Source organism: Venatorbacter sp. C2-1 (assembly GCF_022832715.1).
Classification (GTDB): Bacteria; Pseudomonadota; Gammaproteobacteria; order Pseudomonadales; family Oceanobacteraceae; genus Venatoribacter; species Venatoribacter alkanivorans.
On record NZ_CP094879.1, the window covers coordinates 2,167,818 to 2,191,925 of the forward strand.

The following is a 24,108-nucleotide window of genomic DNA, read 5'->3' on the forward strand; positions in this document are numbered from 1 at the left end:
ATTACCCCCAGTGGCCTTTGAATGTCAGCCAGATAACCCAGCCAAGCACCAGATAGGCTGCAGCTCCCAGAGCCATCATCCGGTACCACGCTGCCAGTGGTGCAAGCCGGCGTTCCTGACGTGAGGCAAGCACATGCTGATAGGCATTCGGGCAAACCAGACCGGGCTGCGCACCACTGCTGATGCGCTTGAACAGTAATGCGCGGTAATTGCCCAGGCGCTGGGCATCTCCCCGATAGCGCCCGGCGAATCCCAGACGCAGGGCAAACAGATAAACAGAGGCCAGTTTCTGCTCCTGCTGATCCCATGAGCGGTCTGCCAGTAATGCTGCCGCTCCGGTAAAAAACCGCTCGCCGGCAAAGCAGCTGCTGAACACCCGCTCTTCCAGTGGCTGCTCCTGCCAGTGTTCTTTGCCTGGCCAGTCAAGCTCCATGATAAACAGCTCATCGGCCAGTGCGACCAGAACAAACAGTGTCTGCTCTACCCGTTCACACTCTCTTTCTGTCAGGGTTTTGGCTGCGTTCAGCCGGGTTTTTTCGACCCAGCGCTGCAGGCGCAGGGCAACGGCTTCCGTAATTTCTTCGCCACTGGGAGCCCGGTTCAGGTTGAACTGCGCAGCAACTTCGTCATTCAGCCGGCCACTGCGCACCCAGAACTTAACCTCAACCACCTGGCGGTAAAAATCGCTCATCAGTTGCACCGGGTCGCCGTAGTCTTGTGTTGCCGCAGTTGCGGTCGGCTGAAGCATGTTATCCATCACCAAATCACCAATCCTTTTCTGTGTTACTCGTGGGGAACATGCATCACGATGGAAGCCGGACGACCTTCACTGGCCTGACGGCTGGTACAGGCGATGGCCAGTTTTGCACCGGGCCGTATCAGTGTTTTATTGGCTTTGATACGGAACAGCACGTTGCCATTAGCGGCTACGATGCCGCTTTTTTCGTCGCTTTCTATCTGAACCGCACTGGCACCAAGCAAACGCCGTTGCATCAGTTCTTTATGCACGGTAACCGATGCAATACGGCAGGCTGCCAGCCAGCGGATGGCGCCTTCGCGACTGCTGCCAGAGGCCGGGCGCAGCTCTATCAGCAGGTCTTTTCCTTCCCAGGCCTTGTCGTAGTTCAGTGTGAATACCCCTTCCTGTTCCTCGTCGAAACCCAGCGAGGTGTAATTAAGATTGACCCGCTCCACCTGCTGCAGGATGTAACTCATTACCTTATCGAAGCCGGGTAATGCGTTGTCGTGGTTATAAATGGGGAAGCGTGGAGGAATGCTGCCCGGGTCGAGTTCGCTGATTGGTCCGGCCATCCGGATCAGCCCCCGGTACAGCGCTGCCGGCGGGGTTTCTGCGGTGTCTGCAAGCTGCTCAAGAGCAGCCAGCTCCTGCACCATTGCGCGAATCCAGCGATGGTGACGACGGGTAATGTTGTAGCCCAGAGACTCTCCGTCTTCAGACAAACCGGCCAGCTGCCGGGCTTTATGACGGATGGTCAGCGCCAGAGCCTGGCAGCGCTGCTGTAATGATCTGCCCGCAGATGAGGTTTCGCCGGCATGACGAAAGTGATCAGCCGCAATGCTCAGCAATGGTGGAGCGTAATCCGGGTCAAGCTGGGGGTGACCGCCTTCCGGCTTAATCACCCGGAATAAAGGCAACCCGACATAGCGGCTGCTGACCTGATCGCCACTCTGCAATGACAGCTGCGGGTACAGCCTTGGCATAATCAGTTCGTTCTCACCGGTATTTTCATCAACTCTGGGGTGATCACTGCGGCTGCTGTAGCGCTGAATTTCGGCCCGTTCACTGGCACTGCCGGGTACCTGAATCGGTACCGCCAGCTGAATGGTCTGTGCGCCCTGGCCAGGCTTGAAATCCAGTGCCAGGGTAAGCGGATTGTCTTTGCTGGCCAGATGATCAACCAGCAGACCATCCGGCATAACGGCAACCAGATGGTTAATCACCACCTGGCCTTCGAGCAAGGCTCCGCGATCGAGGCTTAGCTGAGCAATACCCCAGTACGCCGGGTTGATCAGCGATAACTGCTGACGCAGCTGCTCTTCCCAGTAAAAATGATTTTGCTGAAAATGTTGCGGTGACAGCAGCATACCTTCGTGCCAGCAGATAGGGTTTGGCAGTCTTTGCGGGTAACCCGTTGCTTTCTCACGACTTGCTGGGATCAGTAAACTGGCCTGCCCGGCCGATAAAATTGCCATGGTGTGTTATTCCTGATGCATTTCGATTAACCGGTATCCTTCCCGCTGCAGCAGGACCTTCAGTTGCCGGAATTGTCCGAGCTGAGCAACAAACTGACCTTCAGCCCCCAGATAGTTGGCAAACATCAGAATGTTGCCAGCCCTGCTGTGGTCGTCTGGCAGAGGCAGAGAGGACATAACTGACAAAGGCACAACCTCGGCGCTGACCACCTCCAGCTGCTTGTCATAGCGCATAACCAGCTCCTGTTTGCGGCTGAACCAGTCCGGGCCGCTCAGGTCTGCCAGTAACCGGGCTACCCGCTCATCGCTGATAAATACGAAATCAATGGCCACCGGCATACTGCGGTTGCAGTCGGCACTGGCCTCAATACGGATGCTGCGGACATCATTTAACGGCGACAGGCCGAGTACCGAGCAACCAGACAGTATTACGCTCAGCGCAATCAGCAGATAACAAAGCCCATGAACAGAGTGCCGACCGTACGCCTTGATCATGCTGCTACCCCGACCATAAAGCTGATATCGCGGAATCCCTGACTCTGGGGTTTGTGGCTAAGGAAAGAGGTGACACCCAATGCCATATGCTCCCCCGGTGCAACTTTGCTGCTTAAGCGCAGAGACGGCAGTTGGTTTGCCGGGCAGCGCAACGTAATCCGGCAGTCAATGCGGCAGTCGGTTATGCGCCGGATCAGATCGATCAGCCGGGAATGGTGTGCGCCTCCTGGGGTCAGTTTTTGCACTTCCGCCCAATCCAGTGGGCCGATAACCAGCTCTGTGGCTTTGTGCTGATCCCAGACCCGCTTCCCCAGGGTTGCGCCTTGTCCAAGCCGGCAACTCTGACTGTCGCCCAAACGGGAATGATCCTGGCTATCTACCGTCAGCCAGCCTCCCTGCAGGGCATTCATGTGCAGTAGCGGCAATCCCAGTGCGCACTGCAGCATCTGCCTTACCATGGGGAGTGACAGGCGGACATTGGCAAACAACCCGGTCAGGCCAAGGTCATAATCACCCTCAGGATTCATCGCTAACCGCCCGGCCAGTGCCTGCATCAGGCGACCGCTGTCGCTGACCTCAGCGGGGGCATCCATCAGCGTTGGCCGGGTGCTGCGGTGTACCAGATAGCGCAATGCCATCAGACGGTTATTAAACAGCTCGAGAAAGTCGAGCATGGCGTGATCATCCTGCTCAGACCTGTCGCGCAGCCACTCAATAAAGGGAGCCGGCAGTGGCCCGTCCGGCGACATCAGCCCGCCATGCGCCAATGTAATTGCGGTTATCCCCTGTTCTGACAGGCTCACTTCGCGCACATCCCAGGGCGGAAAGTCGGCTGCCAGAGAGGCGCGGAAGCGGACGTTATCCGCGAGGACTTCAAGCAGTTCGTTATCGCTGACAGGCTGTTTGCCGGAGGTCGCATCCGCTGTCCGGCGCAGGCGCAGCACCAGACGCACCAGCTGTAGGAAATTCCAGCCGGTTCCGTTTTTCTGCGCCAGCAGAGAATTTACAGTATGACCTGTTCGCCAATGCGCGGATGCCATTGCTTCCAGACTCCTTCCCGTTGATAACTGACCAGCTGCAGCTGGACGAAATGATTCAGGGTGGTGTAAAGGCCCAGAAAATGGCTCATTACTTCACCGAGCAACAGCGCGTTGGCGCCATCAAAAAACGCCTCATCCACTGTCAGCGTTATACGACTACCACGATAATGGCCGCGCCAGGCTTCACGCCCCATGCGCCGGACACAGCTCTCTGCCTGAATATTGACCAGACCATCCAGCTGACGCTGGTGTGAGGCGTTCTGCGGATCACTGTAGAGAGCAATCAGCTGTTTAAGCCGTGCCAGTGGATGCCCATCGTCGGCCTCAGGTAAAAGTGACAGAAAATTCAGATGCAGCTGCGATAGCAGGTTAATGTTGGCCTCCCCGCTCAGTCCTTCGCCGCGGAACAGACTGGGGCGGGTAATAATGGTCGCGTCCAGCAAGGCCCCGGCGCCGGTCAGTTTTAAGCGGTTGCCGATGCGCAAGGACTCCGGCAGCGTACGGTTATTACATAGCCCTTTAACGCTGAGCGTCTGATCAACCGGAGTGGCCGGCGTCAGATCCAGATCCTGCAGTGAAATCATGGTGTCGCAACCTGGCGTTGCCGGTGAAAGCGGAGCGACCAGACGGGTCAGGTAGCGCACGCCGGCGTCACGGATATCATCCACTCCGGCATGCCCCAGCCAGGGGGTTGCCGTTTTAACCCGGCCATCCGCCGATAACAGGCGAACATTTTCCACGCTGTGTACTTCACTCTGACCGTATTGACTTTCATCGGCATACAGACGGTATTCGTAACAGCTGTGATCCAGCTGAACCGGACAAAAAGTGGCGGGAAATAAATTAATCGCCGGAAAACTGTTAAAGCTGAGGCTGTTGCGCTCCAGTGCCGGCATGGAATCCGGCTGATTAACCAATAACAATAATTCAAACTGGCTGGATACCCGGCTGACATCGAGTCCGGTAATTTCGAAAAAGTAATACTTTTCCGGAAAATAAAAGTATTCCTGTAATAGCCGGTAAGCATCGTGACTGCCATTCGGTTGCGGCAGTACATTATGCTGCTGGTCAAATCCCAGCCACTCAATGCCGGCTTCCGGCAGTGGCACTATCTCTCCGTCCACGCGGATGGCAATACCGCAGATATGATCGCTGAGTAATTTGTACAGATCCGGCCTCAGTGCCGGGTCGTTAATAAAAAACCGCAAACGCTGCAGCGGATATTCATAGACCGGATCGGTTCCCTCGCTGCGCATTTTTATGGAGATAACTGATTGAACATCATTCCGCCCCCCGAGAAACTCAAAGATATTTTTCGGTTTTACTGCAACGTCCTCCAGCAGAAATGGCCACAGCGGCGTGTCATAGCAACACTGCATTCTGCATTCCACAGGCTTCTGCCCGGCGTCACGACGGGAAATACTTTTGGCGGAAAATAAACGTCCCTTCTCCAGGGTGTATCCATTTATAAAATTCGCACCATCAAGCAGTACATTGGCCTGCATAATTGTCATGCAGGGTATTGACCGCATCAGTGCGGGATACAGACTCAGCAATAAATGATTAGGGATTTCATGCTTTTGCTGTTGCAGGTCATTACGCAAACTGGCCGTAAGCCAGGCAAACGACTGCAGTAATTGCTCAACATGAGGGTCAGCAGAATGACCAGCACTCAGACGCAGCTCAGATGCGACAGAAGGATAAGCACGACTGAAAGCTTCAACCGCTTTACGCATTCCCCCCAGTTCATTCTGAAATTGCTGGATATCCCTGTTCATGCTGTTTAATTCCCGTTGCCCAATGGTTGTCTGCTATTCAGAAAAAAAACCGTTCTTCAATCGTGTGCTGCCCAATCTGTAATTTCAGTCTGCAGCTTGCAGTGCTTGCTGCCGAACTGACCGCAATCACCTGTACATCCTTTAATCTGGGCTCCAGTGCCAGAAGCTTTTCGCGAATCAGATCGCGGTATGCCTGCCGGGCGCTGCTGTCATCGGTATACAGTTCGACAATTTCCGGCAATCCGAAGCCTGTGATATAGCTGTTCGCCGGATCATCATCACGGACATAAATCCGGGTCGAAATAATTCGCTGAACCTGACGACAGACGGATTCCTGCAGCGATATCCCGCTGCAGGAATCGTCCAGTTTTTCCAGTAACGTAATATTCATCACCAGAAATACACCGTTACAGCGTATAGGTGCCAGGTGCGATCGGACGATTGCGAACCACACTCCAACCTGTTGCAACATGCCCTTTGTTCTGCAGACCAGGTCCTTGCAGGCAGTGCACCCAGGAGATTTCCGTAAAGTTCAGCTTAAACTGTTCCGTTGCCATATCGTTTGGATGTGACTGGAACTGAATTTCGCTGATCAGTACGTTGGTTAACTCAAACTGCATCAAAAGATTCAGGCGATCACCGGAGTTGCGTAAAACATGAATTCGACAAGGCGAGCCTTTCGAATCCAGAAGTTTTGCCCGCAAACAAAACTCATAGAGTTTTGGTGACGTTACATCCACGTATTTGACACAGGTGAAGTCAGAGATAATCGGCCGGCCCGATGTGCGCGCACTGTTGCTGACATCGGTGGTTACCTGCTGCTGAATGCCCTGATTAATAGAAACAAGTTCAACACATTTTGTGGCATCAAAACCGAGATTACCCGGATTGGCCGTGATCGCCTGCCAATCACCTTCGGCGGCACCATCAATCAATGAGCCACCGGCGGCCTGGTCGTTGCCTTTGGGTTGTGTCAGTGCCGCATCACCCAGTTCCAGAAGTATAAGATCCATAATATTCCCCGAAATTTTCAGACTTAAATTGAATTCACATTAACCCGGAATGTCAGCCACCAGGCGAATCGACGCCGACAGCTCTTCCAGTTGAAAATGTGGTTTAAGGAATACCGTTGCCTTATACGAGCCTGGTTTTCCTGGCACATCCGTCACATCAATACGGGCCTCCCGCAGCGGGTAGCGTGCCTTGATTTCATTAACGGCGCCGTCATCGATCAGTACATAACTGGCGATCCAGGTATTCAGATAATCGGAAACATTATCCTTCGTCAGAAACGATCCGACTTTGTCGCGCATAATGACTTTAATGTAATGAGCAAAACGTGAAGCATTCAGAATGTACGGCATCATTGCCGAGGTTCTGGCATTCGCGTTGGCTTCATCCGTATTATATTTTTTCGGCTGATTGGTGGTCTGACCGCCAAAGAAAGCGGCCTTGTCGGTGCCTTTGCAATGCAGGATGGCCATAAAGCCAAGATCGTTCAGTTCTTTTTCCCGACGATCGGTAATGGCAACCTGAGTCGGACAGGTCAGGCGAACATCCCCTGCTGCGGTACGGAATGTATGTGCTGGCAGCCCTTCGACCAGACCACCACCTTCTACACCGCGAATTGCAGCAAGCCAGCCAAATTTTGAAAAGGCATTGGTAATGCGCTGACCAAGAATAAATGCGGGATTTCCCCACAGATAACGACTGGCATCGGTGCCATCCACATCTTCTTTAAAATCAAAGCCATCCACCACGACGGTGTCCGGGCCATAAGGAAGACGTAACAGAACTTTAGGCAGCGTCAGTGTGACGTAACGCGAATCTTCGCTGTCGCGGAAACTGCGCCACTTGATAAGCTCGGCACTTTCAAAGATTTTAGAAAGATCGCGAGGCTGTGACAGACGGAAATAATCCTGCAAATCGAACAGCTTTGCATAAGCTGCAGCAATAAACGGGGCGTGCGCCGCCGCCGCAACACCGGATAATTTTTCCAGCAGTTCAATATCTTCAGGGTGACGTCCGAACTCATAGTCTCCGACAAGAACGCTGAAAGGATCGCCACCATAGGTGCCGAATTCATCTTCATACACTTTTTTAAACAGCGCACTCTGATCGAATTCAGACGCCTTCTGCAGATCTTTAAGGAGATCGCGTTTGGAAACGTTCAGAACCCGGAGCTTCAGACGGGTACTGGTTTCGGTGTTCATCACAAGGTAATGCAGGCCGCGCCAGGTTGCTTCCAGCTTCTGAAAACCTTCATCATGCATGACCAGGTTAATCTGCTGTGTCAGCAGATTATCGATCTGAGAAATTCGGTCATTCATACGGTCTGCAGCATCGCCGGCAGAATCACTGGCTTCCTGCCCCAGAATATCCAGAGCGAACTGACCAACCAGAGTCAGAGCGTAGCTTCTCTGCGATTCATCCAGCGCCATGCCACCTTCTTCCAGCAGCTTGCTGATAAATTCACTTGGCTCAACCGCAGACAGATCTTCCTGATCCGCATAGACGCCTTTTACTTCAGTCTGCAGAGACTCGTCGCTCAGCAACTGAGTCAGCAATTCATCCAGCGCATCGTTACCATCCAGCTTGGCCAGGAAATCGCGCAAGTGAATTCTGGCCTGATAGATCTCGTTGGTTTTTGGGATGCTGCGCACCAGATTCAGTGGCGAAAAATCATTAATCGACTTAAAGAGGAGCTCAATATTGGTTGTAGCACCTTCTTCTTCGGACAATGAATCGGCGACCTTCATGGTAAGGCGTGGCACAAAGCCTTCCATGACCTCATCGAAATTATCACGATCAATTTCAACAAAGTCCCGTTCTTTTAATACAGGCAATGGCTCAGCCGGAGAACCGGAAAGGTCAGCAAGAATGCCGACGATCAGTGGCAGTTCACGCTGTACAATCGCATTACCGATTTCGACATCATAAGTAATATGAACCCTTGGGGATCTTACTCTGGATAGTTTTTTCTGTGTGCTTTCCAATGTTATTTCCTCTCAATCGTCAATTGCAAAAAGACAGATGTTCAGCAGGATCGAATAGAACCTAATGCTCTGCGCATCTGAAAAATCCATTTCCTATCTCTTCTACAACCCCTTTTTCAATTAAAAGCTCAAGGGCAACTTTTACTGAATAAGCCGATTCATGGAGCTTTTGCTGGGTGACCCACCAACGCCATATTCCCTCAAAGCTATCCATGGCATCCGGATGTGAAAGCAGATAGCTCTCAATCAGGTTTGCAACATATAAATTTTGATTATTGCTTGAGTTATTCATTCAAATATCGCCGTCATCATGAATTTAATTTTCAGAGAAATTCCGAAGATTTATTCTCCGGTAGCAATTGAGGTGCCAGATTTTAAAGTCAGAAAAATCCGAAGAAATCCGGCATCCCGAACTAAAAAAGACAGGTTTCGGGGTGTTTTTGACGAGGGATAAATAACCCTCCGGGTAAAATAAAACTCAGTTTTATGGTTCGGCTATGCCAGTTGGGACACACTGAGTGGCAGTGGCGATTCTGAGCGGGATTAACAATTCGTCAGAGTTCGGTTGTTTATTTAACAGAAGGTCTTTATCGGGTGTCTGAAGAAATTAAGTCGTTATTCTTAGATCATTCTCACAATCCTTACGCAGAGTCGTCTTGTCATCTAGTGTCAGGCGGGGTTTTTATCACCCACCTGCAGATGCCGGGTGAGTGGTGGGTAAAACAGACCCCGGTTGTGGCCGGCACACCCCATCTGCGCCGTTTCAGCAACACCCCGGATGCATATGTAAGACGCAACACCAGAGAAATCCTGCTGGCTTTTTTTTTGCATAACAGTCAGCCCGACTCACAAGGAGATGCCGTGATGGAATTTGATATGGAGAATCCGCTCAGCCGCGACGCAGCAAAAGAAAAACGTTCATTTTCTGCGCCGCCATACTCTGACTACCCTGCACTATCGGTTCCTGGTGAACGACAGAGTAATGAAAGCTCCGGCGAATTCTATCTGGGCATCGTCAACATTGCCGGAGAGTCAAAACCTCTGGAGAAGGCTCTGGATAGCATCAGAGTATTTGGACAATATGACGCGCCGGTTCTGATCACGGGTGAAACGGGAACCGGAAAAGAGCTTGCGGCCCGGGGACTTCACTATTGCGGCAGCCGCTCTGGCCACCCTTTTGTAGCCGTAAATTGCGCCACACTGACAACCGACCTGTTTGCCAGTGAAGTGTTTGGTCACAAAAAAGGGGCATTCACCGACGCCCGTCAGGACAAGAAAGGATTACTGGCCGTGGCCGAACGGGGAACGCTGTTTCTGGATGAGATTGATAGCCTGTCACTGACATCACAGGCTGCCCTGCTGCGTTTACTGCAGGAATCTGAGTACCGGCCGGTTGGCTCAGAAAAAACATACCTGTGCGACGTCCGCCTTATTGCCTCGGCCAACTGCGACCTTCAGGAAAAAATAGCAGCCGGACTGTTTCGCCGGGACCTGTTTTATCGGCTGCACATTCTGACGGTTCATATGCCTGCCCTGCGGGATCGCAAAGATGATATTCCGGTTCTTGTACGTCACTTTCTGCGACAGTTTGCTGAACAGTATGAGCTTGGAGAAAAGATTGCCCCGGCCGAGCTGATTGATCATCTGACCTCATTATCCTGGCCAGGTAATGTGCGCGAGCTGGAAAACACCATTCATCGTTTATATCTGCTATCCGGTTCCGGGCGCATCGAAATACAGCACATGCCTGCTACCGACATTCACGCAGAACCATTCGTGCCATCTCCAATAACGACGAACACGGAGCCTGACGCAGAAAATGGTGCGGATGATTTTCCTCTTACCCGGCAATGCGGCATAGGGGCAGGTGATTACAATTTCAGCCGCGACAAGCGGCTGCTTGTTGAGCGCTTTGAAAAGGAATATCTCACCAGAATTCTGGATGAAGCGAATGGCAATGTAACCCGTGCAGCCATGATGTGCGGAAAAGACCGGCGCGCCCTGGGCAAGATGATTAAGAAATACAATATCCGCAGAGGTCTGTTTATGGAGTGAGCGGATGCCGGAAGCGGGACGCCATAACAACCCTACTGAATCGGATTTGTTATGGCGTTTTTGCGTTCAGAAAGCCACAGCAATATTGTTAGCGCTGAGCTGTCCGTGCTGCAGTTTAAGCTGACTGACTAATCGCCCATCCTGATCCTGCAACATTCCCGCGTCCAGCAAACTGATAAAGTGCTCAGCCAGCGGACTTTGCATCAGACTGCGACTCAGGTTTATCTGCAACTCACCATTAAGACGCTCCATCAGTTCCTGTGGTAGTCCGGCGGCATCACCGGCGTCCAGTCTGACCTTGCCGTTTACTTTCAGATCGCCACTGGCACCAATACCACCCGGACTCAGGTCGTTAAAAATAAACGCGGTTTCAAAGGATTCCAGCGCCAGGCTGCCGCCATTCTTCAGCACTTCGTTTGCATTCAGCATCAGACCGGCAATAGCAGCCTGATCATCGCCGGCACTCTGTACTTTTTCCAGCAGGCGCCGGTAGCCTGACCAGCTGACGCCATCGATGTACAGCGACAGATTGCTGGGATCGACGTTCAGTTCTTTGTCGGCGGAGCTGACGCGCAAATTGCTGAATGTCAGGGTAGAGAGGGATGCCAGAGTATCGCGATCAATCAGGGCGGCCTGCTCGGTCTGCAGATTATTCAGTTTTATTTTCATGGCCGGACTGTCGATATTAAGCGCACCGATACGGTAGCTGGCCTTGTCGATAAAGGGCGAACCATTACGCTGACTGCTGACAACACTGAGCTCCAGCTGCTGCAGATTGGCGTCACCCTGCGTGCTGCCCTGCAGGCTGGCAGAGGCCAGACTGAGCCTGGCCGTTCCCCGCGCCGATTCATCAAGCCGTGTTTCCGTCTGCAGGATCAGTGGTGCAACAGCCAGGCTGCCACCATCAGGCAGTGTCATCTTGATGGCCCCGGTCTGGTAACGACCGTAGATACGGTCATCGCCGCCATCCAGGTGCCACTCACCCTGCTGGCCAGCCAGCAGTTCCGGCATCTGTTGCAGCATCATGCCGGCGAGCCCCTGCTGCGGATCGATCATAAAAGTGCCTGAGGCGCGGTGCGGTTCAATGGTTACCTGCTGGCGGATACTGAACAGATCGGCGGGTTCTTCACCCAGCAGGCGAACATGATAAAGCTCCTCACGGGTAGCACCGAACAGCCCGCGACTGACCTCTTCCAACTGTATCGCAACCCCCTGCGCAGCAAGGCTGTCGTTCGCTTGTCGCAGGGACGTCTGGGTAAACGCATCATAGCGTTCGATATTCTGATAGGTGATGTAGCCTGCGGCAGCGGCTGAGGCGATTACCGGCAGGCCGACAATCAAGGCCAGGGTCTTACCCATAGTCAATGTCCTTATATGTGATTCCAGTGTGCGTTTTCCGTGCGAGTCTGAACATTCGTTGAGTCTGACCACGGACGCTGGCCTATCGTAAGAAGCCACGGCAACAATGTAAACACGAGCAAGCGTGTTTATAGCGCGGTAAAGTGCCATTGCCGGTGGGATTTAAAGCCCCCTTGCGCTAGACTGCGCGCCTGTTTTTACCGGCTGCCATGCTGCAGCCGGGTTCTGTTTGTCACGTCAAAATATCTGCAGGTTAAGCTTATATGTATACAGTGGGTCAGCGTTGGATCAGTGAGGCCGAAACCGACCTCGGTCTCGGTCTTGTGCAAAATGTCGACTTCCGGGTCGTTACTATCTATTTTCCGGCCATCGACGATGTGCGCAGCTATTCACGCCAGAACGCCCCGCTCACCCGTGTAATCTTCAAAGAAGGCGACCTGCTGCCGCTGCAGGATGGCAGCATCCTGACCGTCGCTGACGTGACCGACATCGACGGTATTGTGTTTTACAGCGACGGTGAGCGCGAAATTTCTGAGATCCACCTCAGCGGTCAGATTCAGTTAAACCAGCCAACCGATCGTTTATTCTCCGGTCAGATTGACAACAACAATCTGTACGAGCTGCGCCAGATGGCGCTGCAGCAACTGAGCAAACTGCGTCAGCGTCCTTTCTACGGCTTATTAGGTGGCCGCACCAGCCTGCTGCCGCATCAGCTCTATATTGCCGAACAGGTCACTCAGGATTCTATCCCGCGCGTACTGCTGGCCGACGAAGTGGGGCTGGGTAAAACCATTGAGGCGGGCCTGATTCTGCATCGCTTATTGTTGCAACAGCGCATCCAGCGCGCCCTTGTACTGGTACCGGATCATCTGCTGCATCAGTGGCTGGTGGAAATGATCCGCCGTTTTAACCTGCGTTTCTCGCTGGTCAGCAAAGATATGCTCGAAGATGGTGACGATGACATCTTCGCCACCGGTCAGTTATTCCTCTGCCCGCTGTCACTGGCTACCCATGAGGCCATCGCACCGCAGATCCGCGCATCCGACTGGGATATGCTGGTCGTCGACGAGGCACACCACCTGCAGTGGAGTGAAGATGGTTTCGACGAAGGCTACGCTCTGGTGGAAACCCTGTCGCGCCAGGTCGATGGCCTGTTGCTGCTGACGGCAACTCCGGAGCAGCTGGGCGTGCAGGGACACTATGCCCGCCTGCGCCTGCTCGACCCTGAGCGTTATCCGTCCCTGCAGCAGTTTCTGGCTGAACAACAGGCCTATCAGCCGGTCGCAGACCTGGCTGCCGCACTGGCCGGCAGCGATGACCTGTCAGCAGAGCAGCAGGCAACCCTTGCCCGCCTGCTGCCGGATCATGCAAAGGCCGACATCAGTGATGCCACCCAGCGTAACCGCCTGCTGGAAACCCTGATTGATCGTCATGGTCCGGGCCGGGCGCTGTACCGTAACACCCGTCATGGTGTGAGCGGCTTCCCGCAACGTCTACCACAGCTGACCGCCCTGCCGGCACCGCAAAGTGATGACCTGACGCCGACTCTGGCTGATCTGCATCCTGAACGGGGCGTTACCGGCTGGTGCGATGATGATGCCCGCACCGACTGGCTGCTGAATATTCTTACCAGCACCGGCAAAGACAAGATCGTGCTGATCTGCCATGCCGCACAGACGGTTCTCGATCTGGAAGCCTGGCTGTGGGAAACCTGCGGCATTCAGGTGGCGGTGTTCCACGAGCATATGGATCTGGTCGAGCGTGACCGGGCGGCGGCTTACTTTGCCGATCATGAGCAAGGCGCACGTATTCTTCTGTGTTCAGAAATCGGCTCCGAAGGCCGTAACTTCCAGTTCGCCCATCATCTGGTGCTGTTTGATCTGCCGTTTAACTGCGACCTGATTGAGCAGCGTATTGGCCGTCTGGACCGTATCGGTCAGGCGGAAGATATCAAAATCTACATTCCGGCATTCAGCGATCACATCAGCGGCCGCTGGGCGCAATTGCTGCACGCCGGCATTGATCTGTTCAGCCGCCCGAACCCGGCAGCCCAGCCGCTGCTGGAAAAACACCGCACTGCCATTGAGCAGGCACTGATCAGTGGCGAAGGGTTGGATGATCTGACCCGTCAGCTGGCAGCGGAACGCGATGAGCTGCTGGCCAGTCTGGAAGAAGGCCGTGATCGTCTGCTGGAGCTGCATTCCTGCCATCCGCAGCGTGCCCGTCGTCTGGCGAAAGACATGACCATCACCCATATCGAAGACGAAGCCGAGCTGAACGACTTCCTTGAGCTGTTCGCCGATGCCTTTGGTCTGGAACTGATCGATCTCGGTGGCGACTGCATTACCATCGCACCGGGTGACCATATGCTGGTGCCGGATATGCCGCATCTGCCGGAAGACGGCTTTATGGCCACCACCCGCCGTGATATCGCCCTCGCCCGCGACGACGTGCAATTCCTGAGCTGGGAACACCCGTTTGTGGATCAGGCACTGGAGCTGATCACCAGCGGCCCGGCCGGTAACGCCAGCGCCGGCTATATCGAAGATCACGACTTCCGCACCGGTGACTGCTTTATCGAACTGCAGTTTGTCGCCCGCTGCCCGGCGCCGAAAGCACTGGCGGTTGAGCGCTACCTGCCACCCAATGCCATGCATCTGATGATGACTCCTGCCGGTGAGCTGAAGGTTAACGATGGCGAGCTGCCGGCCTTTGTGCTGCCGCTGAAGCGTGGCACCGCACGCGGTCTGGTCGAGCAGAAAACAGAAGCCGTGCAGCCGCTGATCCATAAGCTGGAGAAAATGGGCAGCGCCCAGCTGAGCAAGATGGTTGATCGCGCCAGCAGCAAAGCCACAGAAGCCTTTGCCGCCCGCCTTGAGCGTCTGAGTGCCCTGAGCGAGCAGAACCCGAATATTTCGCCATTGTTAGTGGCCGATGTTAAGCGCGAGCGCGATGCGGTGCTGGATGCCATCGCCCAGTCGCAACTGGCGCTCGACAGCGTACGCCTGGTGTTCTGCGGCTGATATTTCGACGCCGCAGAACACAAAAAAGCCGGTACTGAACACAGTACCGGCTTTTTTATTGCCGCATTCAGAGCCGGTCAGCTGCGAGGGGTACGCATGGTGACGAACTCTTCGGCAGCGGTCGGATGAATGCCTATGGTGCTGTCAAACATCGCCTTGGTTGCTCCGGCCTTAATGGCGATGGCAATGCCCTGAATAATTTCCCCGGCTTCTGCTCCGACCATATGGGCACCAATCACCTGATCGGTGCTGGCGCGTACGACCAGTTTCATAAAGGTACGTTCCGGAAGACCGGACATGGTGTGGCGCATCGGACGGAAGTCGGATTCATAGATACGCAGATCATCGCCGAAACGCTCCCGCGCCTCTTCTTCGCTGAGACCTACGGTAGCAATATTCGGCTGGCAGAAGACCGCCGTCGGAATGCTGTCGTAGCTCAGCGGCTCGTTGTTGCCATCGTACCAGTGGGCAACCAGCTTCATTGCCTGCGCCAGCGCCACCGGTGTCAGTGCCGGAGTGCCGATCACATCGCCCAGAGCGTAAATGCTTGGTACTGCGGTGCGGAAGAAATGATCCACCACAATACTTCCATCGTTACGCAGCTCAACACCCTGTTGCTCAAGGTTTAAGCCTTCGGTCAGCGGTTTACGGCCGGTAGCATACATGACGCAATCGGCATCCAGTGCATCACCGTTATTCAGCTGGCAGCGCAGACTGCCATCGGCCAGCCGTTCGATGCGGCGGATATCGGTTTGGGTATGGATGCGAACGCCTTTATGGGCGATCTGGCTGGCAGCAAAGTTGCGCACGCCCTCATCAAAACCGCGCAGGATCTGCTCGCCGCGATACAGCAGGTGAGCCTCGGCACCCAGCCCGTTGAAGATTCCGGCAAATTCCACGGCAATATAGCCGCCACCAACGACAACCACACGCTTGGGGAATTCGTCCAGATAGAAGGCTTCATTTGAGGTAATGGCCAGCTCGGCACCGGGAATATCAGGCTTGAAAGGCCAGCCACCGGTGGCGACCAGAATCTTCTCAGCACTGAACTCCTGCTCGCCGACTTTTACCCGGTGAGGGTCGATAATGCTGGCTGTGCCGTGCAGGATTTCAACGCCGGAATTTTCCAGTAAATTATTATAAATACCATTCAAGCGTTTGATTTCACTGGTTTTATTATCACGGAGCGTGGGCCAGTCAAAGTTTTCCAGCTGGCCGTTAACACCAAAGCCGCGGGCTTCTTCAAACTTCTCGGCATACTCCGAGGCGTAGACAAAAATCTTCTTCGGCACGCAGCCAACGTTTACACAGGTGCCGCCCAGATAGCGGTTTTCGACTACGGCGACTTTAACGCCACGCGCTGCCGCCATACGCGATGCACGTACGCCGCCGGAGCCCGCACCAATCACCAGCAATTCAAAATCGTAATTCATAATATTCCCCTGCCCGTTACTCAAGTCTGACTCAGGGAGTCAGTGTGGCGCGGATGTCGACCAGTCCGGAGCGGTCGGTGCGATCAATAGTGATCTGGCTGACACGAATGCCGTGCCGGGACTGCATTCCTTCCAGCCAGGTGATGGCATCGTCGAAGACAGCCTTCTCCACCCAGACGCGCAGGCCTTTGCCATCCTGTTCGTAGCGACTGAGCACAATGCCAGCTTTCTTCGCCTGCTGGGTGACGGTCGCCAGAATCGGCGCATCGGAGGCGGAGGTTGCTGCCCCGCCAAAGCGGTGAGCGTTTTCTGCCAGCAGATTGTAGGTCGCCAGATTCTTTTCCAGACTCAGTGCGGCGGCTTTCTGGCCGCGGATCAACGGCGCATAAATCATCACAAAAATCAGCGCCAGCACCAGCAAAGCGGCAATCGCCTTAACAACCAGCCGATCGCGGGATGGCAGCGCCTGATACCAGTGCTGCGCCGCTTGTACGGCCTTATTGCTCTGCAACTGCGCCTGCAGCTGCCCCTGAATTAACTGAAGGCGTTCGTTCATGCCGAACCTCCGATCTTAATGCGGCCCTTAACTCCGTCCTTATCGTTGGTAGCCGACGCCACCTCCGCAACCAGACCTTCTTTTTCCAGCGCCGCACGCAGCGTTTGTAATTCATTCAGGTTACTGGCACGCACCTCAACAACCAGCTCCTGCAGGCGGTCATTAAAACGCAATGACATCAACTGCACCTGCTTTTGCAGCCCCTGGGCGGCATACACCCGCGCCAGCACGCTGGTTGTGCCAATAAAGCCTGCGCCGTCACTATTGTCTCCACCATCAAGCTTGGTTTTGATCTGACGCTCCAGCGAGCGGATACGTTCACCCGGAAACAGGTTTTTATAAAGACTGATGGCTTCCGCCCGCACCTGCTGCGACTGTTGCTTCAGCGTGTAGTTATCGATAAACAGGTACAGCGTGGCAGCAACCAGCCAAACCGCAGCGACGGCCGCGAGACCACGCCACCACACAGGCGGGCGGTCTTCAGCGACTTCGCGCACCTGAAAGCGCCCGGTCAGCAAATTGGTTAGCTTGCCCTGCAGACGTTGCTGTCGCAGTTGGTTGCCATCATTGGCAAGCAGTTCTATCTCGGCAAAAACCCCGGCAAAACTGCTTTCCAGCGTGGTTTTCAGCAACTGCGCCTGATCCAGCTGCGCGGCCATAATCTGCAGACCGGTAACCTGCTGTGCAGACTGCTCTTCATCACCATGATCAAACAATGATTCCAGCACCGGGGTCATTGCACTGTCAGTCACCCAGCCTTCAAATATCCCCGGAATACGCATAGCCCAACCCTGTCCCTGGCGCAGCATCACAGGAACATCCTGTGGCAGCAGCTGGGTCTCAGGAATCAGCTCACGCACCTGCAGGTGATGCAGCTCGCATTCTTCCAGCAGGCGCTCAATCAGGTCATTGCCAACCACATAAGCACGGACTTTTTTGCCTTCGCTGCCCGCCGGCAGAATCAGATAATCCGACAGATCATCAATCAGCCCTTCTTCCAGTGCATAGGGCAAGGCACGGGCCAGATGACGATTACTGACACCCGGCAAAGACACCCAGTGGGTAGCATAATTACAGGCAGAAAGAATCAGGCGTACCGGCGTCAGATCCGCCTGAACTTCAGCCCAGGATGCCAGCGATTGCACGCCTTGCTCTGAACCAGCGGCCATCTGATCCAGAGCAGTTACCGTCCAGCGGCCGCTGATCGCGTTCCACTGCACTTTTATCGTTTTTATGGCCTTAGCGGTTTCCATGCACTACACCTTATTGCGTCATGCCAGGTTGGGTGGTTTCGGGCTCCCTCTTCGCTTCGCGGCGGGAGTAATCTCTGTACAGTGTGGTCATCCGGCCATCACCGTTGTCACGTTTAATAAGTATTTCGCCAGTGGCGATACGGTCACCCAGCTCAACCCGGATGAAGGTTTCAAAATATTCGGATTTTACACTGAAGTCGGTTTTATCCCAGCGGGCCTTTGTTACCGGCGCTTCACCTTCGCCCGCGTTGCCGCCGTTATCCGTTTTAGTAAATGGCTCTACCTGACTGAGACTCCAGAAGTCATCAACTGTCTTAAAGCCCTTATCACCACGGGCACTGACAATCGCCTCACCATCGGCCAGTGACAGACCAGCATCAAGAGAGGCCAGTACCATCGCACTGGCCGTGTTCACATTCAGCTGTGCAGTGATAGGCAGACAGACCACATAGGGCTCAAGCTTGCGGAAGCTGACCATATCCATTCCCTCCAGCAACAGCAGCTCAGAGGGGTGTTTGCACCCCTGATACGCAGCCTTATAGGGAGGTTCCATGCCCTGATAGCGGTCATCATCCTGACTGGATTCATCCATCCAGCGTGCCAGGGTATCGGCCAGGGTGACATCCAGCCCAAGCAGGTTAAGCAGATTACTGAAGCGGATCTTCTGCGTCGCTTTATTGCTGGCCGCCACACTCAGACTGTTCAGATTAAAACGCCCCATCGCATCGGCGATATTGATGCGCGCCAGCCCGGGGGATAATGGGAAGGTGCGCTCCTGCGCCCACTCTTCATAGCGGTGATCGATTTCCTTGTCGTTTTTCCAATCAAGGTACAGACCGGTTTTTACCGCCTGCTCAGCGCCAAACACATACGAACGCGCCTGCTGCAGAGCAAGCATGGTGCCACTGCGCTGCACATCGGTTGACTGGCGATCAATCATCGCCACCGCCAGCATAGAGACAATGGCAAAAATCAGTAAAACGGTAATCAGCGCGAGGCCACGCTCAGATCTCTGCAGGCTGCGCATTATGAATCAGCTCCCCAGGACAGCAGCCACTGGCGCTCAATCTCGCCCAGGGCCGGCAGCGTCAGTCGCCAGCGGATTGCTAATGGACGCTCCTCATCACTGCCACTCTGCAGCGCCGGCCAGGCGGTATACCAGTCCCGGCCACTGATCTCTGCACTCTGCCCGTCACTTGCTTTGCGTTCCTGCTGCACCAGCAGGTCAATCTCCAGGCGCTCCACCTGCTCCAGCACGACCTGCGCCTGCGGTACAGAGTCACTGGCCCTGTCCAGCACCGGCCAGAAATAGCGCACCAGGCAATCGTGCTCAGGCTCAGTCACGCCCCAGGATTGCAGGCGCTGCAGCGCCGGCTCGCAAACTTCGCTGTCGATGGCTTCAAGGCGGTATGCAACACGCTGCAGCTCGGCCCGCGGATCGGTACTGACCGGAGAATTACGCCAACCGGCGCGGGTAAACTCCAGCGGAAAGTCGCCACTATCAAGCAACAGCGATGCCTGTGCATCACCGTATGCGTCGCGGATGCTGCGGTTGATAAACTGTTCCAGATCGCGACTGGCAACCATATTAAAACGCTGCAGACTGACCAGCTGCTCTGAACGCACTTCGCTGGCCTGTTTTGAGTCGATCACATTGCTTAATAATTGCGTGGATGCGACGCCGATCATGGCGGTAATGGAAACCGCGATCAGAACTTCAAGCAGAGTGAAACCTTTTACCGCTGACAATGGCCGCATCAGTATTTGCTCATAATGCTGACCAGCGTGATCAGATTACTGTCTTTATGCTGCATATCCGCCACCGACACGGTCACCCGGTGCGTGTCCGGAAATTCTGTTTTTTCAACCTTGGTGAACACCTTCCACTCACGGTCAGCCATATCGACCTGATCATTATTTTCCCCTACTGGCGGCAGGCCATTAAGGCGCAGCTCCACCATGCGGTTATCGGCAACAAAAGACGCCAGGGTTTTATCCTGCAGATGCAGCAGACTGCCGACACTCTGACTGGCGGTTTCACTCATCGTAGCGGCAATGGCGACAAATACGGTCAGGGCGATCATTACCTCAATCAGGGTAAAACCACGCTGACGGCGTTCAGTTTTCATAGGTTTCCACCTTGATCAGCGGCGCCCCGAAACCATCACCACGGATCAGAACCTGAAAGTGATCGTCGCTATCGTGGGTCAGCGTCAGCAGGTAAGGCGTGTATTCGTCAGAAGAAAGAAACATCAGCGCAGGTTTTGCGCCATCCTCTTCATCCAACAGGCTGTCAAAATCAACCTCCTGCCCTTCGACATTCAGCGCAATAAAAACATGCTCGGGAGCTTCAAGCTGGGATTTCAGGCTGCCACTGTAGGCCTGCCAGGGATTTTTGCTGAGTTTGTCAAGCTCTTCCCGGGTTTTATTGGCGCTGAATTCCTGGCTGTTAACATCCTGAAAGCTCAGCAGCTGCAGCGCCTGCTCATCCATAGCAACACCGAGGTCGATATTCTGAAATACCGCCTCTTGCCGATAGGCTGAAAACAGGTTGCTGAGGTGATGGGCAAACTGAGTGGTCTCATCCTGAGCCTGGCGATCACCACTGCTCAGGGTTGCCATGGCAAGCAGGCCACCAACAATGGCCAGCACCACCATCACCTCCAGCAGGGTAAAACCCCGCTGAAGCTGCTTACGCATCAGTGATCCAGACTGCTGATGTCGGCATTCTCTTCTTCGCCGCCTTCCTGACCGTCGGCACCGAGTGAGACGATTTCGTACTGCCCTTTATCAAGGAAGTACATAAACTCATTACCCCAGGAGTCAGTCGGTACGTTATTACCCTTCAGGTAGCCACCGGATTTGTAGTTTTTAGGCTCAGGGGAGCTGCTTGGTTTTTTCACCAGCGCTTCCAGGCCCTGCTCGGTGGTTGGGTAAGTAAAATTGTCCAGTTTATACAGATCCAGTGCGTTTTCGATCAGCTTGATCTGGCTTTTGGTGGTTTTAATCCGGGCATCACCGGCAGAGCCGATAATATTGGTCGCAACCAGCGCCATAATGCCGCCGATAATCGCCAGTACAACCATCACTTCCAGTAATGTAAAACCCTGTTGGCGGTTCGCGTTACGCATTGATTTCATTCCGTTCTCCTACTGAACCATTTTTTGTAATTCAAGAATCGGCAACATAATTGCCGCGACAATTGTTGCCACAATACCACCCATCACCAGCAGCATGACGGGCTCAAAAATCTTAACCAGTGCTGACACCGTATTTTCCAGCGACGTTTCCTGCTGCTGTGCGGTTCGCGCCAGCATACTGTCCAGCTCACCACTGTTTTCACCACTGGCAATCATGTGCAGCATAATCGGCGGGAAATAGCCGGTTTCGGCCAGAGCTTTATGCAGACTGCCACCCTCACTGACGGTGACGGTCGCCTGAGTCAGAGACTGCTGAATCGGCATATTGGTCACCACCTGGCTGGCAATGCGCATGGCGTCCACCAGAGGCACACCACTGGTGGTCAGAATCGCCAGCGTGCTGCCAAAGCGGGCAGTATTGGCATCTTTGACAAAGCCACGCAAACCCGGCACCCGCAGCAGAAAATGGTGGTAACGCTTACGGAAAGCCGGGCTTTTCAGGGCGCGGCCAAATGCAATCATCCCGACAATAATGGCGACCAGGGTATACATCCCCCAGGCGGTAATAAAGTGGCTCAGATCGAGCATAAACTGTGTCAGACCGGGCAGTTCCTGACCGTTTTTCACAAACACATCAACAATATCCGGCACCACGTAAGTGAGCAGGCCCACTACGATACCAATAGCCACGATGGTCAGAATCACCGGATACATGGCTGCGAGCTTGATCTTCTGATCGGCCGCCTGGCGGGCTTCGGTGTAGTCCGCCAGACGATTAAGCACGCCATCCAGATGGCCGGCATGCTCGCCGGCACTGACGGTTGAACGGTACAGATGCGGGAAAGCCTTGGGGTATTCGGCCAGCGCTTTAGCCAGTGTGTAACCTTCAAGAACCTTGGCACGAATTGCCAGAATCATGGCTTTAATGCGCTGCTTACCGGTTTGCTCTGACAGTGCCCGCAGCGACTCATCAATCGGCAGGCCAGCCTGAATAAGTGTTGCCAGCTGACGGGTAATCAGCGCCAGCTCAGGCACCGACAAACTCGGCTGACGCTCAAACAGGCTGTCTTTTTTCTGTTTCTGGGCGGTCTGTTCAACGGCCAGTGGCGTCCAGCCCTTGTCACGCAGCTGCTGGCGCACCTGACGGGCACTGTCCGCCTCCAATACGCCCTTCTGCTGCTTGCCGCGGCCGTCGATGGCCTGATATTCAAATGCTGCCATGGTTAACCTTTCGCCACCCGCAGCAGCTCTTCAATGGTGGTACTGCCACCCAGTACTTTGCGAATGCCATCCTGACGAATACTTGGCCCCAGCGTGCGCGCATGCTGTTCCATGGTTTGTTCGCCGGAGCGGTCATGAATCAGGGTTTTCATTTTCTCATCGACTTCGATGATCTCGTAAATACCCTGACGGCCGCGATAACCGAGCTGATTGCACTTATCGCAGCCTTTTGCATGGTAAATGGTCGGCGGATTGGCGGCATCAACGCCCAGCAGCTCGCACTCACTGGCATCGGCGACCGCTTCAATCTTGCAGTCATTGCATAACACCCGCACCAGACGCTGGGCGATCACGCCAATCAGACTGGACGACAGCAGAAACGGCTCAACGCCCATATCCTGCAAACGGGTAACGGCACCGATCGCGGTATTGGTGTGCAGCGTGGAAAGCACAAGGTGACCGGTTAATGAGGCCTGAATAGCGATCTCTACCGTTTCCAGGTCACGGATCTCACCGATCATCACCACGTCAGGGTCCTGACGAAGAATGGCGCGCAGGCCTTTGGCAAAGGTCATCTCAACCTTGGTATTTACCTGCGTCTGGCCGATACCCGGCAGGCTGTACTCAATCGGATCTTCGACGGTCAGAATGTTGCGGCTGGTGTCATTCAGATCACTAAGCGCGCCGTACAGCGTGGTGGTTTTACCGGAACCGGTCGGGCCGGTGACCAGAATAATACCGTGCGGCTTGCTGATGATATTGCGCATGGTGCGCAGATCACGATCGGCCATACCCAGCTGTGACAGACTCAGACGTCCGGCTTGCTTATCCAGCAGACGCATCACCACCCGCTCGCCAAAGCTGGACGGCATGGTCGACACCCGCACATCCACTTCACGACCACCGATGCGCAGTGCAATACGGCCATCCTGCGGCACACGCTTCTCGGCAATATCCAGCTTGGCCATTACCTTGATACGGGAAATCAGCAGCGCCGACAGTGCACGCTTGGGCTGTACCACTTCGCGCAGCACGCCATCGACGCGGAAGCGCACAACCAGACGTTTTTCATAGGTTTCAACGTGAATATCCGAAGCATTTTCTTTTACCGCCTCGGTCAGCAGGGCGTTGATCAGACGGATAATGGGGGCATCCCCCTCCTGCTCCAGCAAATCCTCGGTTTCCGGAACGGAATCGGCCAGGCTGGCCAGATCCATTTCGTCGCCCAGACCTTCAACCATTTCCATGGTTTCAGAGGAATCGCTCTGATAAGCCAGCCCAAGGCGCCGTTCAAATTCTTCTTTACTGACGGCTTCCAGCCGGAATGGCGCGGCCAAAAAACGCTGCACTTCCATAATGACATCAACACTGATGCCTTCTTTATGGATCAGCACCAGCTGTTCCTGCCCGCCTTCCACAACCACGCCAAAACGCTTGGCAAAGCCAAAAGGCAGGCGGGTTGCCAGGCTGGTGGCCTGATGCTGCCCCTGCGGCATACCGGTTCCGGATTCTGCTGCCGGATGTTCTGATATTACTGCGGTCATA

Annotated in this window: 22 protein-coding genes; 2 read left to right on the forward strand and 20 right to left on the reverse strand. The window is 54.5% G+C overall.

The window, feature by feature from the left end:
* Nucleotide 1: 1 nt before the first annotated feature.
* From MT343_RS09520 to MT343_RS09560, 9 genes are all read right to left on the reverse strand, one after another.
* Nucleotides 2–748: a DotU family type IV/VI secretion system protein gene (locus tag MT343_RS09520; protein WP_186435871.1), complete on the reverse strand. Its 747-nt coding sequence runs from the start codon at nucleotides 746–748 to the stop codon at nucleotides 2–4.
* A gap of 35 nt (nucleotides 749–783) precedes the next feature.
* Nucleotides 784–2,214: a type VI secretion system baseplate subunit TssK gene (gene tssK, locus MT343_RS09525; protein ID WP_145468728.1), complete on the reverse strand. Its 1,431-nt coding sequence runs from the start codon at nucleotides 2,212–2,214 to the stop codon at nucleotides 784–786.
* 6 nt (nucleotides 2,215–2,220) lie between these two features.
* Nucleotides 2,221–2,709 (reverse strand): hypothetical protein, encoded by a 489-nt coding sequence (locus tag MT343_RS09530; RefSeq protein ID WP_145468726.1) that lies wholly within the window; start codon nucleotides 2,707–2,709, stop codon nucleotides 2,221–2,223.
* Nucleotides 2,706–3,749: a type VI secretion system baseplate subunit TssG gene (gene tssG / locus MT343_RS09535; RefSeq protein ID WP_145468724.1), complete on the reverse strand. Its 1,044-nt coding sequence runs from the start codon at nucleotides 3,747–3,749 to the stop codon at nucleotides 2,706–2,708. The genes MT343_RS09530 and tssG overlap by 4 nt, the downstream gene beginning before the upstream one ends.
* On the reverse strand, nucleotides 3,713–5,527 hold the full coding sequence (tssF, locus tag MT343_RS09540) for a type VI secretion system baseplate subunit TssF (protein WP_145468722.1): 1,815 nt from the start codon (nucleotides 5,525–5,527) through the stop codon (nucleotides 3,713–3,715). The genes tssG and tssF overlap by 37 nt, the downstream gene beginning before the upstream one ends.
* Nucleotides 5,528–5,564: 37 nt before the next feature.
* Nucleotides 5,565–5,918, reverse strand: a complete 354-nt coding sequence (locus MT343_RS09545) for a GPW/gp25 family protein (protein WP_243989377.1) — start codon at nucleotides 5,916–5,918, stop codon at nucleotides 5,565–5,567.
* Nucleotides 5,919–5,934: 16 nt separating this feature from the next.
* Nucleotides 5,935–6,540 (reverse strand): Hcp family type VI secretion system effector, encoded by a 606-nt coding sequence (locus MT343_RS09550; protein ID WP_145468718.1) that lies wholly within the window; start codon nucleotides 6,538–6,540, stop codon nucleotides 5,935–5,937.
* A gap of 39 nt (nucleotides 6,541–6,579) precedes the next feature.
* A complete protein-coding gene (gene tssC / locus MT343_RS09555; RefSeq protein WP_145468716.1) occupies nucleotides 6,580–8,523 on the reverse strand; it encodes a type VI secretion system contractile sheath large subunit in 1,944 nt (647 codons plus the stop codon).
* A gap of 61 nt (nucleotides 8,524–8,584) precedes the next feature.
* Nucleotides 8,585–8,815, reverse strand: coding sequence for a hypothetical protein (locus tag MT343_RS09560; RefSeq protein WP_145468714.1), 231 nt, complete (start codon nucleotides 8,813–8,815; stop codon nucleotides 8,585–8,587).
* A gap of 572 nt (nucleotides 8,816–9,387) precedes the next feature.
* On the opposite strand from MT343_RS09560, the gene MT343_RS09565 reads away from it, so the two are divergent.
* Nucleotides 9,388–10,578 carry a sigma 54-interacting transcriptional regulator gene (locus MT343_RS09565; RefSeq protein WP_243989501.1) on the forward strand — a complete coding sequence of 397 codons (1,191 nt, stop codon included), beginning with the start codon at nucleotides 9,388–9,390 and terminating at the stop codon, nucleotides 10,576–10,578.
* A gap of 66 nt (nucleotides 10,579–10,644) precedes the next feature.
* Here MT343_RS09565 and MT343_RS09570 read toward each other — a convergent pair whose 3' ends face one another.
* On the reverse strand, nucleotides 10,645–11,937 hold the full coding sequence (locus tag MT343_RS09570; protein ID WP_186435869.1) for a DUF945 family protein: 1,293 nt from the start codon (nucleotides 11,935–11,937) through the stop codon (nucleotides 10,645–10,647).
* Nucleotides 11,938–12,200: 263 nt separating this feature from the next.
* On the opposite strand from MT343_RS09570, the gene rapA reads away from it, so the two are divergent.
* Nucleotides 12,201–14,960, forward strand: a complete 2,760-nt coding sequence (gene rapA, locus MT343_RS09575) for an RNA polymerase-associated protein RapA (protein ID WP_145468711.1) — start codon at nucleotides 12,201–12,203, stop codon at nucleotides 14,958–14,960.
* Between the two features lie 77 nt (nucleotides 14,961–15,037).
* Here the strand turns inward: rapA and gorA are convergent, their stop codons facing one another.
* Genes gorA through gspE form a run of 10 tightly spaced genes read right to left on the reverse strand, consistent with a single transcriptional unit; the run spans nucleotide 15,038 to nucleotide 24,107 of the window.
* Entirely contained in the window at nucleotides 15,038–16,393 is a 1,356-nt protein-coding gene (gorA, locus tag MT343_RS09580) for a glutathione-disulfide reductase (protein WP_145468709.1), read from the reverse strand.
* Between the two features lie 31 nt (nucleotides 16,394–16,424).
* Nucleotides 16,425–16,949 carry a type II secretion system protein GspM gene (gene gspM, locus MT343_RS09585; protein ID WP_145468707.1) on the reverse strand — a complete coding sequence of 175 codons (525 nt, stop codon included), beginning with the start codon at nucleotides 16,947–16,949 and terminating at the stop codon, nucleotides 16,425–16,427.
* A complete protein-coding gene (gene gspL, locus MT343_RS09590; RefSeq protein ID WP_145468705.1) occupies nucleotides 16,946–18,202 on the reverse strand; it encodes a type II secretion system protein GspL in 1,257 nt (418 codons plus the stop codon). Before gspL ends, gspM begins: the two co-directional genes overlap by 4 nt.
* Nucleotides 18,203–18,212: 10 nt before the next feature.
* Nucleotides 18,213–19,229 (reverse strand): type II secretion system minor pseudopilin GspK, encoded by a 1,017-nt coding sequence (gspK, locus tag MT343_RS09595; RefSeq protein WP_145468703.1) that lies wholly within the window; start codon nucleotides 19,227–19,229, stop codon nucleotides 18,213–18,215.
* Complete coding sequence (gene gspJ / locus MT343_RS09600; protein ID WP_145468701.1) at nucleotides 19,229–19,960, reverse strand: type II secretion system minor pseudopilin GspJ; 732 nt, start codon at nucleotides 19,958–19,960, stop codon at nucleotides 19,229–19,231. Before gspJ ends, gspK begins: the two co-directional genes overlap by 1 nt.
* On the reverse strand, nucleotides 19,960–20,331 hold the full coding sequence (gene gspI / locus MT343_RS09605; protein WP_145468699.1) for a type II secretion system minor pseudopilin GspI: 372 nt from the start codon (nucleotides 20,329–20,331) through the stop codon (nucleotides 19,960–19,962). The genes gspJ and gspI overlap by 1 nt, the downstream gene beginning before the upstream one ends.
* On the reverse strand, nucleotides 20,321–20,902 hold the full coding sequence (gene gspH, locus MT343_RS09610; RefSeq protein ID WP_145468697.1) for a type II secretion system minor pseudopilin GspH: 582 nt from the start codon (nucleotides 20,900–20,902) through the stop codon (nucleotides 20,321–20,323). The genes gspI and gspH overlap by 11 nt, the downstream gene beginning before the upstream one ends.
* A complete protein-coding gene (gene gspG, locus MT343_RS09615; RefSeq protein WP_225692700.1) occupies nucleotides 20,902–21,342 on the reverse strand; it encodes a type II secretion system major pseudopilin GspG in 441 nt (146 codons plus the stop codon). Before gspG ends, gspH begins: the two co-directional genes overlap by 1 nt.
* 9 nt (nucleotides 21,343–21,351) lie before the next feature.
* Nucleotides 21,352–22,563, reverse strand: coding sequence for a type II secretion system inner membrane protein GspF (gene gspF / locus MT343_RS09620; RefSeq protein ID WP_145468695.1), 1,212 nt, complete (start codon nucleotides 22,561–22,563; stop codon nucleotides 21,352–21,354).
* Between the two features lie 2 nt (nucleotides 22,564–22,565).
* Nucleotides 22,566–24,107: a type II secretion system ATPase GspE gene (gene gspE / locus MT343_RS09625; protein ID WP_145468693.1), complete on the reverse strand. Its 1,542-nt coding sequence runs from the start codon at nucleotides 24,105–24,107 to the stop codon at nucleotides 22,566–22,568.
* Between the last annotated feature and the right edge of the window lies 1 nt (nucleotide 24,108).

Bases quoted from the DNA above. Each gene is read 5' to 3' on its own strand.
- MT343_RS09520 (WP_186435871.1), bottom strand. From the start codon at position 748: ATGCTTCAGCCGACCGCAACTGCGGCAACACAAGACTACGGCGACCCG.
- tssK (WP_145468728.1), bottom strand. From the start codon at position 2,214: ATGGCAATTTTATCGGCCGGGCAGGCCAGTTTACTGATCCCAGCAAGT.
- MT343_RS09530 (WP_145468726.1), bottom strand. From the start codon at position 2,709: ATGATCAAGGCGTACGGTCGGCACTCTGTTCATGGGCTTTGTTATCTG.
- tssG (WP_145468724.1), bottom strand. From the start codon at position 3,749: ATGGCATCCGCGCATTGGCGAACAGGTCATACTGTAAATTCTCTGCTG.
- tssF (WP_145468722.1), bottom strand. From the start codon at position 5,527: ATGAACAGGGATATCCAGCAATTTCAGAATGAACTGGGGGGAATGCGT.
- MT343_RS09545 (WP_243989377.1), bottom strand. From the start codon at position 5,918: ATGAATATTACGTTACTGGAAAAACTGGACGATTCCTGCAGCGGGATA.
- MT343_RS09550 (WP_145468718.1), bottom strand. From the start codon at position 6,540: ATGGATCTTATACTTCTGGAACTGGGTGATGCGGCACTGACACAACCC.
- MT343_RS09560 (WP_145468714.1), bottom strand. From the start codon at position 8,815: ATGAATAACTCAAGCAATAATCAAAATTTATATGTTGCAAACCTGATT.
- MT343_RS09565 (WP_243989501.1), top strand. From the start codon at position 9,388: ATGGAATTTGATATGGAGAATCCGCTCAGCCGCGACGCAGCAAAAGAA.
- MT343_RS09570 (WP_186435869.1), bottom strand. From the start codon at position 11,937: ATGGGTAAGACCCTGGCCTTGATTGTCGGCCTGCCGGTAATCGCCTCA.
- rapA (WP_145468711.1), top strand. From the start codon at position 12,201: ATGTATACAGTGGGTCAGCGTTGGATCAGTGAGGCCGAAACCGACCTC.
- gorA (WP_145468709.1), bottom strand. From the start codon at position 16,393: ATGAATTACGATTTTGAATTGCTGGTGATTGGTGCGGGCTCCGGCGGC.
- gspM (WP_145468707.1), bottom strand. From the start codon at position 16,949: ATGAACGAACGCCTTCAGTTAATTCAGGGGCAGCTGCAGGCGCAGTTG.
- gspL (WP_145468705.1), bottom strand. From the start codon at position 18,202: ATGGAAACCGCTAAGGCCATAAAAACGATAAAAGTGCAGTGGAACGCG.
- gspK (WP_145468703.1), bottom strand. From the start codon at position 19,229: ATGCGCAGCCTGCAGAGATCTGAGCGTGGCCTCGCGCTGATTACCGTT.
- gspJ (WP_145468701.1), bottom strand. From the start codon at position 19,960: ATGCGGCCATTGTCAGCGGTAAAAGGTTTCACTCTGCTTGAAGTTCTG.
- gspI (WP_145468699.1), bottom strand. From the start codon at position 20,331: ATGAAAACTGAACGCCGTCAGCGTGGTTTTACCCTGATTGAGGTAATG.
- gspH (WP_145468697.1), bottom strand. From the start codon at position 20,902: ATGCGTAAGCAGCTTCAGCGGGGTTTTACCCTGCTGGAGGTGATGGTG.
- gspG (WP_225692700.1), bottom strand. From the start codon at position 21,342: ATGAAATCAATGCGTAACGCGAACCGCCAACAGGGTTTTACATTACTG.
- gspF (WP_145468695.1), bottom strand. From the start codon at position 22,563: ATGGCAGCATTTGAATATCAGGCCATCGACGGCCGCGGCAAGCAGCAG.
- gspE (WP_145468693.1), bottom strand. From the start codon at position 24,107: ATGACCGCAGTAATATCAGAACATCCGGCAGCAGAATCCGGAACCGGT.